Source organism: Hymenobacter terrenus, from assembly GCF_000972495.1.
GTDB classification, from domain to species: Bacteria; Bacteroidota; Bacteroidia; order Cytophagales; family Hymenobacteraceae; genus Hymenobacter; species Hymenobacter terrenus.
This window is the reverse complement of record NZ_LATM01000005.1, coordinates 210,660-226,467: the sequence shown is the minus strand read 5'-3', so window position 1 is coordinate 226,467 and position 15,808 is coordinate 210,660. Positions and strand designations below refer to the sequence as shown.

The following is a 15,808-nucleotide window of genomic DNA, read 5'->3' as shown; positions in this document are numbered from 1 at the left end:
ACCCCCTACCAAGGCAGCATCAATACTGCCGAAAAAGAGTATCAGACATCTCGGGGTATATAACTGCTAATAGCCATTAACTCTTTATTGGACTGTAAATTTGAGGCCTGTTTAGTTATCATTATCTGTGCAAGTTTCTCCAGCACGCTATAGTCGAAGTATTGATTGGTTAACGGTATTGCTCTATGTGGTACTGGTAGGAATAGGGTGGATATGTATTTATGCTTCTAGTTATTCACCAGATGCGCCGGCTAACCCATTGACTAGTTTGAGCTTTGATAAGCTTATGGCTTTCAATTGGTTTAAGCAGCTATTATGGATTGCGACAGCAATAGTAATAGTGGTTATTCTGCTGGTAGTAGATTACAAGGCTTATGATACTTTTGCGTATGTCTTATATGGTGGGATGATATTGTTGCTCTTGATTACAATGGTTGTGGCACGGCCGATTGCAGGGTCACGGTCGTGGTTGGAGCTTGGGCCAGTACGTTTGCAACCAGCGGAGTTTGCCAAGTTCACGACAGCGTTAGCTGCGTCGAGATTTATGGCTAGCATCAACTTGAGATACCAGAATTGGCGAGACCAATTGGTGCTGGCGGGTATTACGTTATTGCCTCCTTTGCTTATAGTAGCTTCTAATGAATCTGGGCAGGCTTTAGTATTTGGCGCTTTGTTACTGGCGTATTTTCGTGAGGGAATGTCGCCGTTAATACTGTTATTACTTGCAGCGGCGGCCGTTATCTTGTTGCTGGCACTGTTGGTACCGAAGCTTTGGCTAGTGGCAGCATTTACAATGATTTTACTAGCTGTACTGGGATTGAATCGGCGGGTGTTGCGCCATTATTTACCGCTTGCAGTAGGAGTATGGCTATCAGTAGTGGGAATGGTGGTAGGAGTAGATTTTTTTTATAATAATGTGTTGCAGCCACACCAGCGGCAGCGGATTGAAGTGCTTATTAATCCTTCGGCAGACCCGCTGGGAAAGGGATGGAACGTGACGCAGAGCAAAATTGCGATTGGTTCGGGTGGGCTGCTCGGAAAAGGGTTCTTACAGGGCACTCAAACAAAGTTCGATTTTGTGCCGGAACAGAGCACTGATTTTATTTTCTGCACAGTGGGGGAAGAGTTTGGGTGGATAGGAAGCTTCGTAGTAATTGTATTGTTTCTGACATTGCTCTGGCGAATTATTTATGTTGCTGAGCGGCAGAAATCTGTATTTGGACGGACGTATGGATACTGCGTAGCAAGTGTATTATTTTTGCATATGACGGTGAATATGGGGATGACCATAGGATTAGCTCCCGTGGTAGGAATTCCGCTGCCATTTTTCAGTTATGGCGGGTCTTCGTTATGGTCATTCACTATTTTGCTATTTAGCTTATTGGCATTGGATGCCTATCGAAAGCAGGATTTGGTACGCTGATGGGAAGCATGCGGGTACCAAGCTGGGTATGGGTGGTCTTGGTGAGTACGCATGTATTAGCACTCTGCTGGGCGATGAGTCAAGAAAAATGGAATTTCCCCGATTCAGACAGGTATTCGCAAGCAGCTGAAAATTTGCGGGTACATAAGGAGCTTTATGCTCGGCCATGGCCTCAAAGCGCGCCACGAGGGCAGGCAGTGCAGGAGTTTACAATTCGTCCTTTGGGTTACCCGTTATTCGTACTAGGGCTAGGGAATGGAACGCAACGGCCGGTACTGTTACTATTGGTCCAAAACCTGTTGAGCTTGCTAAATATTGGCTTAGTATTGAGGTGGTGGACATGGTGGGCGCGCCCTAGTATTAGTGAATGGAGCTTGGCGTTGGGTATAATTCTGACCTTTCCAGCGCAGCTTATTTATGCAAATGCGGTGATGAGCGAAGCGTTACTGCAAACGGTAGTGCTGGCAATGACGGCAGGAAGCTACCTGTTCATCAAAACCGGAAGTAAACGCTACTTGGTGGGCGTAGCTGGGGCTCTAGTAGCGGCGTTGCTTTTAAAGCCCGTTTTTTACCCTCTTACGATAGGTTTAGTAGGTGTTGGGGGGCTGTTAGCGTGGCGGCGACAGCAGATTAGTCTGGCCCTGATTGGGATGATGCCGCTGGTGGTCGTAGTTACTTATATGGAATGGAACAGGCAACGGACTGGTTATTTCCATTTTTCAAGTATCGCCGAAATCAATCTGCTGCATTATAATGCGGCGGGCGTGGTGCGGCAGATTGATGGGCCTATGGCGGAGGAAAAATGGGTGGCTGCGGTGCTGCGAGAAGCCAATACACAGCCTGATTTTGCCAGCAGGCAGCAGCTGATTCAGGCCCGGGCAGGAGCAGTGTTATGGGAGCATCCGGTGGTGTACGCGCGGCAGCATTTGCAGGGAATGGTCACGTTCTTTCTGGACCCTGGGCGTTTCGACGTGAGCGAGTTTGCTGGTCTTGCGCCTCCGAAAGGAGGAGGATTGCTGACTCAGACGCGAGCGGGGGGGCTATTACGAGCAGTGAGCCGTTTGCCGTTGGGCTTGCTGGCGACCTTGAGCTTGGTGTTTTTGACTAACGTAGCGCGCCTGTTGCTAGCAGTATGCGGGCTTTGGCAGTTGAAAAACAGCGGGCCCGCTCAACGCTACGGGGGGTGGATAGTGGTAGGACTGTTACTATACGTCGCATTTCTGACTGGACCGCTTGGGGCAGCACGGTTTCTGGTGCCTGTATGGCCTTTACTGCTGGGACTAGCCTTAGTTGGTTTGCACTGGGGCAATAGCATCAAACGCGAAGAAGGCGGCGCCAGTAGGTGAAAGCCAGCGCAAGAGCTGAGCAGAAGGCGGGTGCAGCGAGGTAGCCCATGCGACCCAAGTCGCCAGAAAGTAACATATGGACGGCTACAACGGCCAGTAAGCCAACTTCTGCCCAACCTAAACTAGCGTAGATGGAGATGGATGCAGCTTGGTTATTCCTTTTTTCGAGCCAAAGAGCAATGGGAACAATCAGAGTGAAAAGCCCAAAAATGCTGAGTAGCTCGCCGATGCCTTTGGGAGAGGCGGCTCGGCCTAGCGAATAGGTGATGTTTCCAAAATGTGCTACGGCATTAGAAACAGATTGGGTCGCGGGAGCCGCAATGCGGCTATCTACGAGGTGGTGGACAGCTAGCAGAGCGACCATTCCTACGGCGATTGCCAGTAGTTGCTTTGGCCAAGACAAGGTTTTGTGGCCAAACCAGAACAACCAAGGCAATAGGAATACAAAGGATTCTTTCGCGAGCGGACCCATCAGCAAAGCTGCTGCTAACGCCCAACTGCCGTTAGGGCCACGGCGAACGGCATAATAGCCGAGTCCAAAAACCAGTAAATACAAACTGTCAGTGAGTGGCAGGCCCGCAGCATATTCCGCCCAGCGGCTTGTGAGCAAAGCCAACATGGCCAAGATGGCTGCCTCGGCTGAAGCTCCGGTAAGGCGGGCAGCATTGAACCAGCACGCCCCGGCAGCAGCTAGCAAGAAGCAGTTTACCAAGTAGAAAGCAAAGCGGCGCGGCCACAGCCCCGCCGGGCGCTGGGGCCAGATACGGCCGTATATTTTGGCGATAGGGGAGGCTACTACGGCAGCAGCAGCGGGCACGAGCACACGGTAGCGGTGCGTTACCCGGATACTATCGAAACGGCAGGCCGCCATGTGCAGGTAGCTGCGCGTATCGGGGGAGTGCGAAAAATCAAAGTGCACATACATCGGATAGGCCAGATTGGCCAGTGTCCCCACGGCTAGTAGCCACGGCAACAACCAGTGGCGGAGCCAATTCCCAAGGGTGGGCACTCTCGAGGTGGACGCAGTACTAGGCAAATTTTCGCTCAATAAGCTTTAGAAGTTTGTTGACATGCTCCTCTTTGCGGCTCCAGTCGTAGCGCTGCGACAAGTGGCCGGTGACATAGGCACGAGCTTCGTCGGCGGAGGGTAGCGAATCGAGGTGCTGAATAGCGGCGTGGTATTCCATGTTTTCGCCACTGAATAGTTCGTTAATAAAGCTAAAGCGTTGGTTAATGGAAATAGCTTCGCGGAGAGTCTCGACCTTGGGCCCGGTGCGTTCGGCCAGTGAAGGCGCAGCGGTTGCACGCAGGGTCTCGGCCAGCGGTGGAGCGGCGGCCTGGCCAGCTTTTAGCTTTTCGTGCAAGGGCACCACGCTGCTCGCATCAGTATCGGGTAGGGGACGAGTAACAGGGGTAACTGGCGGTGCTGGTGTAGCAGCAGCGATTGTTTCTGAAGCCACTGATATGGGAGCAGTAGACTGTGGGGTAATGTTGGCCACAAACGTTGGAACCGCGACCGGGGCAGCGGTGGAGGTGGTAGAAACCGGCTCAATAGTTGGTATTGTCGGCGCCGAGGCGATGGAAACCGGACCGTCTTCGAGCAAATCGGCGGTGGTCAGGGGCAGTAGGACGCTCAGTTCCTCTACCAGACGCTGCATGGGCTGGTGCGCCTTATAGTTGGCGGCATGATATAGCTCAAACCGGTGAGCCAGGAAGTCGCGGCTGAGGTCGCTGCTAGCTGGTAAATTGTCGATAAAGCCTTGAAAAAAAAGCTTGTCTATGTCAATATAGCGCAGATCATCGCGCAGGCCAGCTAGGGTGAAATGTTCGGTACTGCCGAGGAGCAGCCGCTGGAAGCTGCCCGCCGGGTCGGCTACGAGGCCTAGGGTGTCGGCAGCCGCTTGGGCTAGCAGGGGCTCGAAGGCGGCGCGGCCCAAGCTGATATGGCGCGACAGCAGATTCATAAACTGCATTAAGGCTGCCTGCACGGGAGGAGCTTCAAAGTCGAAGTAAGGGCTTCGCAAGCGAGCTGTTTCGGCTTGCCACTGGCCCAGTAACTGACGTAATGCCAGTAGGTTGAGCTGGCGCACCGGAGTAAAATTTAGAATTGCCGGGCCATCGAGCGTGGCGGTGGGCTGGGAGCCGAAGCGCTGGTCGCAGAGCCGGGCGGCCAAGCGGCGCCCGTATTGCGCACACTTAGCGAGGCTATATTTGTCGTTCATAAAAAGGCCGGTTTTCGGTGGCCGAAGTTAGGCACAAATGGCCCTGTTAACGATTCAAAACTTGCCAGGCGCGGCAGTCGATGTGCCCCCCGGAGCTACGCTATTGACTGCGCTACAAGCTGCAGGCCACGACTGGATGCACGCTTGCGGCGCCAAAGGCTGCTGTACTACCTGTCGCCTGCAAGTGCGCGCCGGGATGGAAAACCTAAGCCTTCCCTCTGATGCCGAACTGCGCTACCGGGCTGCGGGGCGGTTGCTGGCAAACGAGCGGCTAACGTGCCAAGCTCGGCTACCGGCGGGCGAAGTAGTGGCCTGTGTACCCGAAGCCACTAAATTACCTCATGTGCAATACAGCTAGACGCTACCGCCCAGGGGCCGTAATTATTGACAAAGGCCCAATAGGAAACTACAGGTGAGTCAGCACTTTCGCTAAGCCAGGCTAAAAACTTGGCCAAGCGGTGTGCTTCGCTCTCCGCCGTTCATTCCTAACTTTAGGGTTCTAATCTGTTTTCAAGCCGTCTGTATTTTGTTTATCGAACCCCGCGTCGGCAACCGTCACAACGCCCCACACCGAGGCTGGATTGAGGTGGTGTGCGGCTCCATGTTTTCGGGTAAAACCGAAGAATTGATTCGTCGCCTCACCCGCGCCCGTATTGCCCGGCAGCATGTTGAAATCTTCAAGCCCTCCCTCGACACTCGCTACCATACCGAGGATGTAGTGAGTCATAACGCCGCCCGCATTCGCTCCACGCCAGTAGCCATCGCTTCTGAAATTCTCTTGCTCGCGGCTGGCTCCGATGTAGTTGGTATCGACGAGGGACAGTTTTTCGACGATTCTCTGGTTGACGTGTGCCAGCAACTTGCTAATAATGGCACCCGCGTCATTGTGGCCGGGCTCGACATGGATTACCTGGGCCGCCCATTTGGGCCCATGCCCGCCCTGCTAGCAACCGCCGAGTTTGTCACCAAAGTGCACGCTGTGTGCGTCTGCTGCGGCGAAATCGCTTCGTATTCTTATCGCATTGTGGCTAGCGAAAGCCAAGTTATGCTCGGGGAAACTGACTCGTATGAAGCCCGCTGCCGGCCGTGTTTTCTGGAGGGCATGCAGGCTAAATCGCTGGCGCCAGTGGTACGCTCAACCGCTGCGCACTAAACGGACGGACTACGCGTTGGCAACTGCAGCCTTGCGGTTTTACCTACTTTACACTGTGTTTTGCTAAGCATATGTCCTACTTTTTCCGTTGTTTGCTCGGGTTAGCCGGGCTGCTATTGTTTGCTCGTGTGGTTTCGGCTCAGAATACTGCTGGCTATGGCGACTGGCAGCTGCACTTGCCCACCAATCGTCCCTTGCGCTTGGCTGATGCTGGCGACCGGGTGTATGTGGTTACAGAGAATAGTTTTTATTTTCTGGATAAGAACTTGAACACCACGCAGGTGCTCTCACGCCGCGACGGGCTGAGCGATGTTGGTGTAGCAGCCTTGGCCTACGATTCGATAACCCAGCAAACAGTGCTGGCTTATCGCAATGGCAACATCGACATTTTGCGGCCAAATGGCAGTATACGCAACCTGAGTGACGTATTGCGAAAGTCAATTCCGGGTGGGAAAAACATCAACCAAGTGTCAATAGGAGGGGGCAAGGCTTACGTATCGACAAGCTTCGGTCTGATAGCAGTTGATTTGACCAAGTTCGAAATCAGCGACACGTACAGCAATATCGGGCCTGCTGGTTCCATCGTGGACGTGTACGATGCTACCGTTGCTAATGGCTTTCTTTATGCGGCTACTTCGGCAGGGTTGCTGCGCGGCCAATTGACCAGCAATCTACTTGACTACCGCAGTTGGACTCTACAGCGCGTAGTTCCTGGTGCTAACCCCACGCAATCTTCCTTCCGTTTGCTGGCTACTTATGATGACGAAGTATACAGTGCGGTAGGGGGCGTCGGGGCGTCGGTCTATAAGTTTACTGGTAGTCCCGGGGCGTGGCGGGTGGTTCCAAACACCTTTTCAACGCAGTTTCGTAGCCTGCGAGCCAATGGCATTGGGGTGTTGGTTATTGATGATAATTCAGGCGTGCGTCGTATTGACCGTGCGGGTGTGGTAACAAACGTAGTACCGCCCGTTGCCGGTGACTTTACCCAGGATGCGGTGCGCTCGCGCGACGGTAGCTATTATGTTGTTAATTCTAAGGCGGGTTTGCAGCGTGTGCGCACGGGCCAGGCCAATGAGGCTTATGTAGCCAATGGGCCCGCTACTAGTCTGGCCTTTGGCATTTTGGCCGATGCCCGTAGTAACACAGTGAACATTTTTACGGGCGGCTATTCAGAACGGTATCTGCCTAATTATCTAAAAGAAGGATTTTACGAATATACCAATGGACAGTGGACCAACTTTCAGCCCCCGAAGCTGCCTGGGTCAACCTCACCAGAGCCCAACCTGATGAGCCCCGTACGCGGCACCCGCACTCCAGATGGCACCCTGTATGTGGGTACCAACGGCGGCGGTCTATTGGAGTGGAAAGGGCCCAGCGAGTTTCGGCAATTTGGCGAAGGTATCCCGACGGGCAGCCCGCTTATTGGCACGTTTGGCGCCAAGAATGACCGGGTAGAGGTTACGGACGTTGCGGCCGACCCTACCGGTAAGGTATGGGTAGTCAACCGTCATCTAAAGTCACCTAACTCGGGGTTATTTCTGTTCGACCCAGCCACTACCACTTGGCAGACCATACCATGGGTATGCGGCTTGGAAGCGCTTGAACGCATTGCCCTGGACGACAATGGGTATGCTTGGGTATCCGTATCGCGTAAAACAGATGGTACCTGCCTTGGTGGTCCTTCCATTGGCCTTTTCGTTGTGGACCCGTCTACTACTGCGCCCAGAACGCCACGTCTTTTCAACACCGCTGCGGGTTTGCCAGACAACCAAATTTATGAATTGGTGAAAGACCGCCGGGGCTATATCTGGGTGGCTACCATTAAGGGAGTGGCCGTTTTTAATGACCCAAATGGACCTTTTGAGCCCAGCGCTGCTTTTACCTTGCCAACAGTACGCCGGGGTGACGGTGCGGGCTTCCCAGTCTTATTTAGTGAGGCGGTGCGGACGTTGGCGGTAGACGGCGCCGACCGTAAATGGTTTGGTACTGACAATGGCCTGTGGCTGTTCAGTCCCGATGCCGACGAGGCCCTGCTGCACTTTACCACCGCAAATAGTCCACTACCCTCCAACCGTATTGTGGATGTGAAGGTGAACGATAAAACGGGCGAGGTTTGGGTGGCTACTTCTGCCGGGGTGGTTTCATATCGGGGCTCAGCTACCGTTACGGAGGGAAAGCCCAGTTGCACGGCGGTATTTCCCAATCCCGTTCGACCCGATTTCACGGGTACAGTAGGTATCTCAGGATTGGCCAATAACGCATCGGTGAAAATTACAGATGTGGCCGGGCACCTCGTATACGCCACAACTGCCAACGGCGGTACCGTTACCTGGAATATGACTACCCCCAATGGACAACGCGTCCGCTCGGGCATTTACCTTGTACTATCGTCGGACGCTGACGGCAAGAATGGTTGTGTGAGCAAAGTAGCCGTGCTTAGCAAATGAAGCGTAAGGAATGAAGAACTATGAAAGAGGTAATCCTTCATAGTTCTTCATTCCTTACGCTTCATCCTTTTCAAAAATGCTGATAAAGACCCGAGGAATTGTCTTAAGTTACTTAAAATACCGTGAAACAAGCATCATCGCACGTATTTATACCGAGCGGCTGGGGGTGCAGAGCTATGTAGTGAACGGCGTGCGGAAGGCTAAGCCGCCGGGGCGCATTGCTTTATTTCAGCCATTTACGCTGCTCGATCTGGTGGCCTACGTGGCCCGGGGTAGTGGCGGCCTCACCCGGTTGTCGGAATTTCGCTGCTCCGAGCCATTCATCACGCTACCCTACGAGGTACAGAAGAGTAGCGTAGTCTTGTTTCTCTCGGAAGTGGTGGGGCGGGCTGTGCGTGAAGAGGAGCAAAACGAACCACTCTTCCAGTTTCTCCACGATTCTATCTTGGCTTTCGACCGGCAAACTGTGGGTGCCGAGAACTTTGCTTTGGTTTTTTTGCTGCAACTGGCCACCTATCTGGGCTTCGGCATCAGTTCCGGGGGGCAATTGACCGACCAAGTGATTATGGCTGGGCATGCACCCACTACCAGAGGAGCTACCGGTCCGGCAACGCTGCGGCTGCGAGAGTTCGAAATCTACTTCGATGAACTGCTGCGCGACCCTACTACCAGCACCATTCCTAACGGCCGCGTACGGCACGAATTATTAAACGTGCTAATCCGCTACTACCAACTACACGTCGAGCAGCTTGGCGACATTCGCTCGCTTGAAATTCTTTCGCAGGTGCTGGCAGAGTAGTCGGCTTAATTTATGGAGTTGGTAGATTTCAAATAGCTTAGGTCGGTAGTATTGCCTAAACTATTTGAAATCTACCAACTCTACTTCGAAGCGAAGTACCGCATTGGCAGGTATATCGGCGCCGGCACCACGGAGGCCGTAGGCCAAGGGTGACGGTATTAGGAGGACCGCCTTGCTGCCTTTCGCGAGCATGGCAATGCCCTGGTCCCAGCCTGGAATGACCTGACCCATACCCAGCGGGAAGGCGATAGGCTCGTTGCCGTGCTTGGCCGAAGAGTCGAATTCTTTGCCCGTGGCCAGCACTGTACCCCGGTAGAGCACCCGCACGGTTTGGCCTTTTTTAGGTGGTAGGCCCTTGCCGGGGCGAGTCACAATGTAATAGGTACCACCAGTCGTCTTTTTAGCTACTAGCTTATTCTTTTTCAGGTAAGCTTGTATTTTGGCAGCGTCTTTTAAGGTTTGGCCGGCGGCCATCGCCTGGGTCTTCTTGGTAGCTTCGGCTTGCAGCTTCTCCTGCCGCGTCTTCATTTCGTCCATCGTCAGCAACTCGCGGGCGCTGGCTAGCACCAGCAAGGTGTTGCCGCTCTTGCGAATGAAGGGTGGCACGGGCTGGCGAAAGCTTTTGGCAAACACCGTATCGGCTGGGAAGCGGAATACGGCGCTATCACCGGGCAGCAGTAGACCCATGGCCTCTTCCATGCTGCCAGGGCTGGTTTGGGTGGGCAGCAAAATCGGCTGGGGCGTAGGTTGCATAAGCCGCGAATTCATAAGTACGGAGTCGCGGCCCGTGCGAAATTCCATAAACACGGTGAGCACTTGCCCGGCACGGCTGGTGTAGGGAGCATCGGTGGGTGCCAACGTGCGTGGCTGGTAGCGGCCCGTAGCGTCTTTGCGGAACAATCGATACTCTGTGCCGGTGGGTAGGCGCGAAAACTCTGGCGCAGGCGTCTGCGCGTGGGCCACTTGCAAACAAAAGAACAGCACGCAGACCACACTAAGCAGGAATTGTCTCATAGAAAGTGAGAAGTAGGAGTTCAAAGGAAAGAGAATAAATAGTTAGTAGGTGGCCGTGCCTGCTGGCTACAAAAGTCAGCGCAAACTGATTAGCTGCAACTCAAACACTAGCTCGGTGTTGGGCGGAATGAGAAAGCGGGTGTCATCATCGGGGTCGCGCACGCCCATCGCGCCATAGGCCAACGCCGCTGGCACCCAGGCCCGCACCCGCGAACCCGCCGGCAACAGCAGCAGCAACTCATCCCAGCCCGGAATAACCTCACCGCGCCCCACTCGAAACCGGAGCGGCCCCGCCGAAGCAGCCGTAGCATCAAAGACGTGACCGTCTGGCAGAAAACCGGTGTAGCGCACGGCTACGCGGCTGCCCACCCGGGGTAGTGGCCCCGTGCCCCGCTCATGAAACACGAAGCGCACCCCGCTCCGCGTGTGTTGCGGAACAAGGTGCGCTGTATCGGAGCCAGTGGCGGGGGCACTTGGCACCGTAGGAATGGCTATTTTAGGCTGAGCACTGGCGGCCGTAGTGCCAGTCACTACCACAAGCCAAGCTACTATACTACGAGCTACAGCCGCCCTCACTTAATAAACGTCGAGAACTTCTACGTCGAAAGACAGCGCCGCATCCATCGGGATAACGGTGCCACCGGACTGATTGGTTTGGCCATTGGGACCGTAGCCCAGGCGCGAGGGAACAAGCAGTAGCTTACGGTCGCCTTTGCGCATCAGCAGGAGTCCTTCGCCAAACCCGGCAACGGTGCCGCCGCCCGCCGTAAAGATGGCGCACTCGCATTCGGTGCGGTTATCGGCAGAATTATCAAAAATGCTACCTACAGGAAAATTCGGATTGCCGCCCGAAGCTGGGTAGCCCGCCGACCCTGGGTGAGCCCCATTGCTCAGGAATCGGCCTACGTATTTCACACGCACTTGCTTGCCCGCGGTAACTGGTGTCCCGTTGGCCGGGCCGTCGATGAGCGGAACCACGTACAAGCCAGAGTTGGTCCGTACAGCCTTGTCAAGCTGACCAGTACGGGTCAAATAGTTGCGGATTGTATCCTCATCAATGACTTTCAACTGGTTCTCATGTTCGCGCAGCCGCTTGGTATAAGTGGTATCGGAACTGCAGCTCCACAGCGTGGGAGCGGCTAGCAACAGGCTCAGCGCCACTAGGAGGTGGCGAGAATGAAGCAGAAAGTTTTTCATGATGAAGAAGATAAAAATATTCCGGCCAACGGAGGTCTGAGCAGCTGTGCCGCGCCGCCCGTTGGCCGGAACCAAGACTGATGAAGTACTATTGCACGTCAACTAGTTCCACTTCGAAGCGCAGAGGCGAATCGGCGGGAATGTCGGCGCCGGCTCCGCGAGAGCCGTAGGCCAACGACGAGGGAATGAGCAGAATAGCTTTGCTGCCTTTGTTAAGTAAGGCAATACCCTCGTCCCAACCCGGAATCACGGCGCCTTGGCCGATGGGGAAGTCGATGGGCTTGCCGGTCTTTTCGGAAGAGTCAAACAGCTTGCCGCTGAGCAGTGTGCCATTATAATTAACGCTCACAGTCTGGCCGGGTGTGGGCTTAGCACCGGTGCCGGGCTTCAGCACCTGATAATAGATGCCCGAGGGCGTCTTTTGCACTGTCAGGTTATTCTTCTTGATGTAGTCCTGCAATATGGCGTCGTCCTTTTTCAACTGGGCCTGAACGGCGGGCGTGGCCAACATTTTGGCCTGGGCTTCCTTCTGGGCCTGCATCTGCTTCGCGTATTCGGGCGAGGCCATGCGCTTCTTCATCTGGGCAGCCATGGCTCGCTTCTGCAACTCGGGCTGCATGGCTTGGGCTTCGGCTTGAGTAAGAAGCTTGGGGGTGGTGGCCACGTACATCAGGACTACGTTGCCTGCTTTTTTGAGGAAAGGCGGCACGGGCTGCCCCATTTTGGGCTTGAACAGCGAATCAGCCTGAAAGCGGAACACACCGCTATCACCGGGCTGAAGCAAGGAGAGGGCTTCGTCGGGAGCACCTTTCTGCTTCAATTCCTGCAGGGGCAGCGGTACGGCCATTCCTACGTCGCGCAAGCTGTTTTGCCACACGGAGTCCTTGCCAGTGCGAACTTGCACGTTGCCGAGCAGCACTTTGCCCACCCGGTCTTTATAAGTTGGGTCGCCATTGGGGCCAATTTCACGCCGCTCGTAGTCGTTGCCAACTTTCTTGAAAATCTTGTACTCGATGCCGGACTTAGTTTTGGCAAATTCACCACCGCCTTTGTTGCAGGCCGTGAGAGAAGCGAAGCTCAGCACGCCGGCCGCCAGGGCCAGCTGCCGCGCAGAGCGGGAGGAAAAACGCATGAAAATAGAAGAAGTGAAGAGTCAGAAACGGTTCAAAGTTACGCCACCGGCGGCGCTACGGCGGCGGGCACGCCCGTAAGCTGCTCTTTATACTCCGGTAGGATGCTCAGAAAGCGCTCAACCGTTGCATCGAGCGGGTCATAACTGATGCCGCCGGCGGCGTTGTGGTGGCCGCCGCCCTCAAAATGCCGCCGCGAAAAGTCACTGACGGAGAAGTTGCCGACGGAGCGAAAAGAAATTTTTACGGCCACGCCGCGGTCGATAAATACTGCGGCAAACACGATACCCTCGATGCTCAGTGCGTAGTTGACTAAGCCTTCGGTATCACCGGTTTTGCTCTGGTACTGGCGCAGCTCGTCCTGCGTGATGGCAATGTAGGCAGTGTTAAACTCACGGTTCACCACCAACTTGTCCTTCAGCACGAAGCCCAGGAAGCGTAGGCGGATTTCGGAGTGTGAGTCGTAGATGCGACGGTGCACCGATGATAAATCGATGTTAACCTTCAGCAGCTCGGCAATGATGAGGTGGACGTTGCGCGAGGTGCTGGGGTGGCGGAAAGAGCCTGTATCGGTCATAATGCCCGCGTAAAGGGCTTCACCGATGCCTTTGGTGATGAGGTCCTGGTCGCCCAGGTCACGGATTATCTCGAAAATCAACTCGGCCGTAGCAGCAGCGGTGGGCGTCGAAAATACGATGTCGGCAAAGCTTTCGGGCTCCTGGTGGTGGTCAATGAGGACCTTGGTGCCGCTGGCCTGGCGCACGTACTCGCCCAGCTCGTTGATGCGGCCCAGGCAGCTAAAGTCGAGGCAGCAGATAACCTCGGCGCGGTTCATCAGGTCGCGCACCTGGCGGTCGTTTTGACGACGGTCGTATACCACTACTTCGTCGTTGCCCTCCATCCAATTCAGGAAAGCCGGATAGTCGGAAGGAGTGACTACCGTCACATGGTGGCCTTTTTGCTTGAGATAACCAGCCCAGGCCAGCGACGAGCCTAGCGCATCGGCATCGGGCTTGTGGTGGGTGGTAATGACAACCTGCTTGGGCTGCGCGAGCAAGGCCCGCAGGGCGGAAATTGAAGTGGACATTGACTACGTGAATGGCCCAAAAAAGGAACTGAGGGCCGGTGGCTTACGAAGAATGGGGGCGGCAAAAGTCGGAAGAAATCTTGTCTTAACAACATGGCCCCCCCGGAAGGTTCTGCTCAACTGTCTCAATAGCGGGCCTGACTCGTCTAAAGCAACCCTTAGGCTTTATGGCTACTTTTGCCTCACAATAACTTTTTAACCAACCCTTCCAGCCCAACCAATGGCCACCAACCGCACATTCACGATGATTAAGCCCGACGCTGTCCAGGAAAACCACATCGGTGGCATCCTGCACATGATAGAAGAAGGTGGCTTCCGCATCGTCGAACTCCAAAAACTCAGCCTCACGTCCGAGCGCGCCGGTCAGTTTTACGCTGTGCACGCCGAGCGCCCTTTCTACAACGACCTGGTGAAGTACATGTCGAGCGGCCCCATCGTAGCCGCCGTGCTTGAGAAAGACAACGCCGTGGCCGATTTCCGCACCCTCATCGGCGCTACCAACCCGGCCCAGGCCGCCGAAGGTACCATCCGGAAAAAGTACGCCAAGAGCATCGAAGCCAACGCAGTTCATGGCTCAGACTCGGACGAAAACGCGCAAATCGAAGCGGATTTCTTCTTCGGTAAATAGTCTATAATTCGTTGCGGAACAATTGCTTCTCACTGTAAAAAGACCGTTCTGCAGTGCGCAGAACGGCCTTTTTATTTTGTGCCAAAAGTAGACTGTTTTTGTGCCAATTTTGTATTGTTGGGCTTTCTTAGCGGCTGAAACCAATGCGCCCCGGCGTCCTGACTTCACTGATAAAGTCGGCTTTTTCGCGGCCATAGAGTTCGGCTAAAGAAACGGGCTCCATAACGGGCTCAGTTTGCCCCAACTTGCTGGCCAAAGCCTGAGCTTTTGCCTGGGCCAGGGGCTCAAACCGATAGGAGGCAATGAGGCGACCTTTGCGCAGGAGCGCTTTGTCGATGCGGGCCAAATCGGCGTTGAAGGTTGCAGATAATCTGAATGTGAAAACCATCAGAAAGCAAGCCATCTGATAGGTTCAGCAGGTTGCTGACGGCATTGCCGCCATGGCCGTCGCGCTTGGCCAGTAGCTCTTCCGCATCTTCGATGAGTAGAATGGAATTGGTGTTGTCATGCAGTAGGTTGATGAACTCTGGGTCGGCAATGCGGGTGGCCAGGTTGGTCGAAATAAACAGCTTGGGCTTATCGGTAAGACCGCAGAGGTGGCGGATGTAGCTGGTTTTGCCAGTGCCAGGCGGGCCATGCAAAATGATGATGCCCTTTTCGTCGGGCTGCTGCAGGCGTTTCAGAATGGCTTCGTGAGCCACTAGGAGGTCGTCGTTGTAGTGAGTGTCTAGGTCCAGCGGCGGAATTTTAATGGGCAGCGGCGAAAACTCTAGCTCGCCAAAAGTCAGGCGCAACACCTGAATGCGCTGATGCTCCAGTTGCCCGGTTTCGAGTTGGGCCACGCATAGCGCCCGCACCTGAGCCAAAATTAAGGGGTCAGTTTGTGGGGAATAGAACAGCTGGGCACCCCGGTCGCCGTAGGTGCTGCGGTCGTGGAACCACAGCAGCAGGTGCGGCGCCAGGTTCAGCGCGTAATGGTTGAGGTCTGGAGCCTTGCCCACCTTTTCCAGGTATACCGAATGGGCAATGGTGGCTTGTTCGAGATTGCAGGTTTCGGCCAAAGCTGCCAGTATTTTGTGCCGGGCTTCGGCATTGGTCAGTTGATATATTTCGCGATGCGGCAACACGCCAAAAGCCGCGTAAAACCAAGCATTGGGCTGAAAATAGGGGTCTCTTTCGAAGCTCTGCGAAAGGTCGGGGGTAGCCACCATTGGCAGGGGGGAGTCATGCTGATTACTTCAAGGTAAGAGGCCTAAAATACAGCCTGCATCCCAGAAAACAGGCCCATCAGCGCAGGCTATGCGGCATAAAGCCAGCGTGCCGCACACCAACATCTTGAAAGCCAGTCTGACTAAATTGGCT

At 54.6% G+C, this 15,808-nt stretch carries 15 protein-coding genes; 7 read left to right on the top strand and 8 right to left on the bottom strand.

Going from position 1 to position 15,808, the window contains the following annotated elements; genetic code table 11:
• Nucleotides 1-127 precede the first annotated feature (127 nt).
• Nucleotides 128-1,423: a rod shape-determining protein RodA gene (gene rodA / locus WX88_RS10270; protein WP_046244248.1), complete on the top strand. Its 1,296-nt coding sequence runs from the start codon at nt 128-130 to the stop codon at nt 1,421-1,423.
• A 74-nt stretch (nt 1,424-1,497) separates the two neighbouring features.
• The gene (locus WX88_RS10265; RefSeq protein WP_156176053.1) at nt 1,498-2,769 is read left to right on the top strand and encodes a hypothetical protein; all 1,272 of its coding nucleotides are present in this window, start codon (nt 1,498-1,500) and stop codon (nt 2,767-2,769) included.
• Here the strand turns inward: WX88_RS10265 and WX88_RS29970 are convergent.
• Both WX88_RS29970 and WX88_RS10255 read right to left on the bottom strand, forming a co-directional pair.
• On the bottom strand, nt 2,738-3,388 hold the full coding sequence (locus tag WX88_RS29970) for a hypothetical protein (RefSeq protein WP_156176052.1): 651 nt from the start codon (nt 3,386-3,388) through the stop codon (nt 2,738-2,740). The genes WX88_RS10265 and WX88_RS29970 overlap by 32 nt on opposite strands.
• Nucleotides 3,389-3,797: 409 nt before the next feature.
• Entirely contained in the window at nt 3,798-4,991 is a 1,194-nt protein-coding gene (locus WX88_RS10255; RefSeq protein ID WP_046244245.1) for a hypothetical protein, read from the bottom strand.
• Nucleotides 4,992-5,028: 37 nt separating this feature from the next.
• Between WX88_RS10255 and WX88_RS10250 the strand changes: the two genes are divergently transcribed.
• The 4 genes from WX88_RS10250 (at nt 5,029) to recO (ending at nt 9,390) form a co-directional block, all read left to right on the top strand.
• Complete coding sequence (locus tag WX88_RS10250; protein ID WP_046244244.1) at nt 5,029-5,349, top strand: 2Fe-2S iron-sulfur cluster-binding protein; 321 nt, start codon at nt 5,029-5,031, stop codon at nt 5,347-5,349.
• Nucleotides 5,350-5,517: 168 nt separating this feature from the next.
• Nucleotides 5,518-6,144, top strand: coding sequence for a thymidine kinase (locus tag WX88_RS10245; RefSeq protein WP_046244243.1), 627 nt, complete (start codon nt 5,518-5,520; stop codon nt 6,142-6,144).
• Between the two features lie 71 nt (nt 6,145-6,215).
• The gene (porZ, locus tag WX88_RS10240) at nt 6,216-8,591 is read left to right on the top strand and encodes a type IX secretion system anionic LPS delivery protein PorZ (RefSeq protein ID WP_046244242.1); all 2,376 of its coding nucleotides are present in this window, start codon (nt 6,216-6,218) and stop codon (nt 8,589-8,591) included.
• A gap of 76 nt (nt 8,592-8,667) precedes the next feature.
• Nucleotides 8,668-9,390, top strand: a complete 723-nt coding sequence (gene recO, locus WX88_RS10235; protein WP_046244241.1) for a DNA repair protein RecO — start codon at nt 8,668-8,670, stop codon at nt 9,388-9,390.
• Between the two features lie 60 nt (nt 9,391-9,450).
• On the opposite strand, the gene WX88_RS10230 is transcribed toward recO, so the two are convergent.
• The 5 genes from WX88_RS10230 to WX88_RS10210 all read right to left on the bottom strand — a co-directional run bounded on the left by WX88_RS10230 (nt 9,451) and on the right by WX88_RS10210 (nt 13,818).
• The gene (locus tag WX88_RS10230) at nt 9,451-10,404 is read right to left on the bottom strand and encodes an FKBP-type peptidyl-prolyl cis-trans isomerase (protein ID WP_082115961.1); all 954 of its coding nucleotides are present in this window, start codon (nt 10,402-10,404) and stop codon (nt 9,451-9,453) included.
• Between the two features lie 75 nt (nt 10,405-10,479).
• On the bottom strand, nt 10,480-10,935 hold the full coding sequence (locus WX88_RS10225; RefSeq protein ID WP_197076737.1) for an FKBP-type peptidyl-prolyl cis-trans isomerase: 456 nt from the start codon (nt 10,933-10,935) through the stop codon (nt 10,480-10,482).
• A 45-nt stretch (nt 10,936-10,980) separates the two neighbouring features.
• Complete coding sequence (locus tag WX88_RS10220; RefSeq protein ID WP_156176051.1) at nt 10,981-11,601, bottom strand: FKBP-type peptidyl-prolyl cis-trans isomerase; 621 nt, start codon at nt 11,599-11,601, stop codon at nt 10,981-10,983.
• Between the two features lie 88 nt (nt 11,602-11,689).
• The gene (locus tag WX88_RS27455) at nt 11,690-12,733 is read right to left on the bottom strand and encodes an FKBP-type peptidyl-prolyl cis-trans isomerase (protein ID WP_052732555.1); all 1,044 of its coding nucleotides are present in this window, start codon (nt 12,731-12,733) and stop codon (nt 11,690-11,692) included.
• Nucleotides 12,734-12,771: 38 nt separating this feature from the next.
• Nucleotides 12,772-13,818, bottom strand: coding sequence for a DHH family phosphoesterase (locus WX88_RS10210; protein WP_046244239.1), 1,047 nt, complete (start codon nt 13,816-13,818; stop codon nt 12,772-12,774).
• 220 nt (nt 13,819-14,038) lie between these two features.
• On the opposite strand from WX88_RS10210, the gene WX88_RS10205 reads away from it, so the two are divergent.
• On the top strand, nt 14,039-14,446 hold the full coding sequence (locus WX88_RS10205) for a nucleoside-diphosphate kinase (RefSeq protein WP_046244238.1): 408 nt from the start codon (nt 14,039-14,041) through the stop codon (nt 14,444-14,446).
• A gap of 284 nt (nt 14,447-14,730) precedes the next feature.
• Here WX88_RS10205 and WX88_RS27445 read toward each other — a convergent pair whose 3' ends face one another.
• Nucleotides 14,731-15,657: an AAA family ATPase gene (locus WX88_RS27445; RefSeq protein WP_052732553.1), complete on the bottom strand. Its 927-nt coding sequence runs from the start codon at nt 15,655-15,657 to the stop codon at nt 14,731-14,733.
• Between the last annotated feature and the right edge of the window lie 151 nt (nt 15,658-15,808).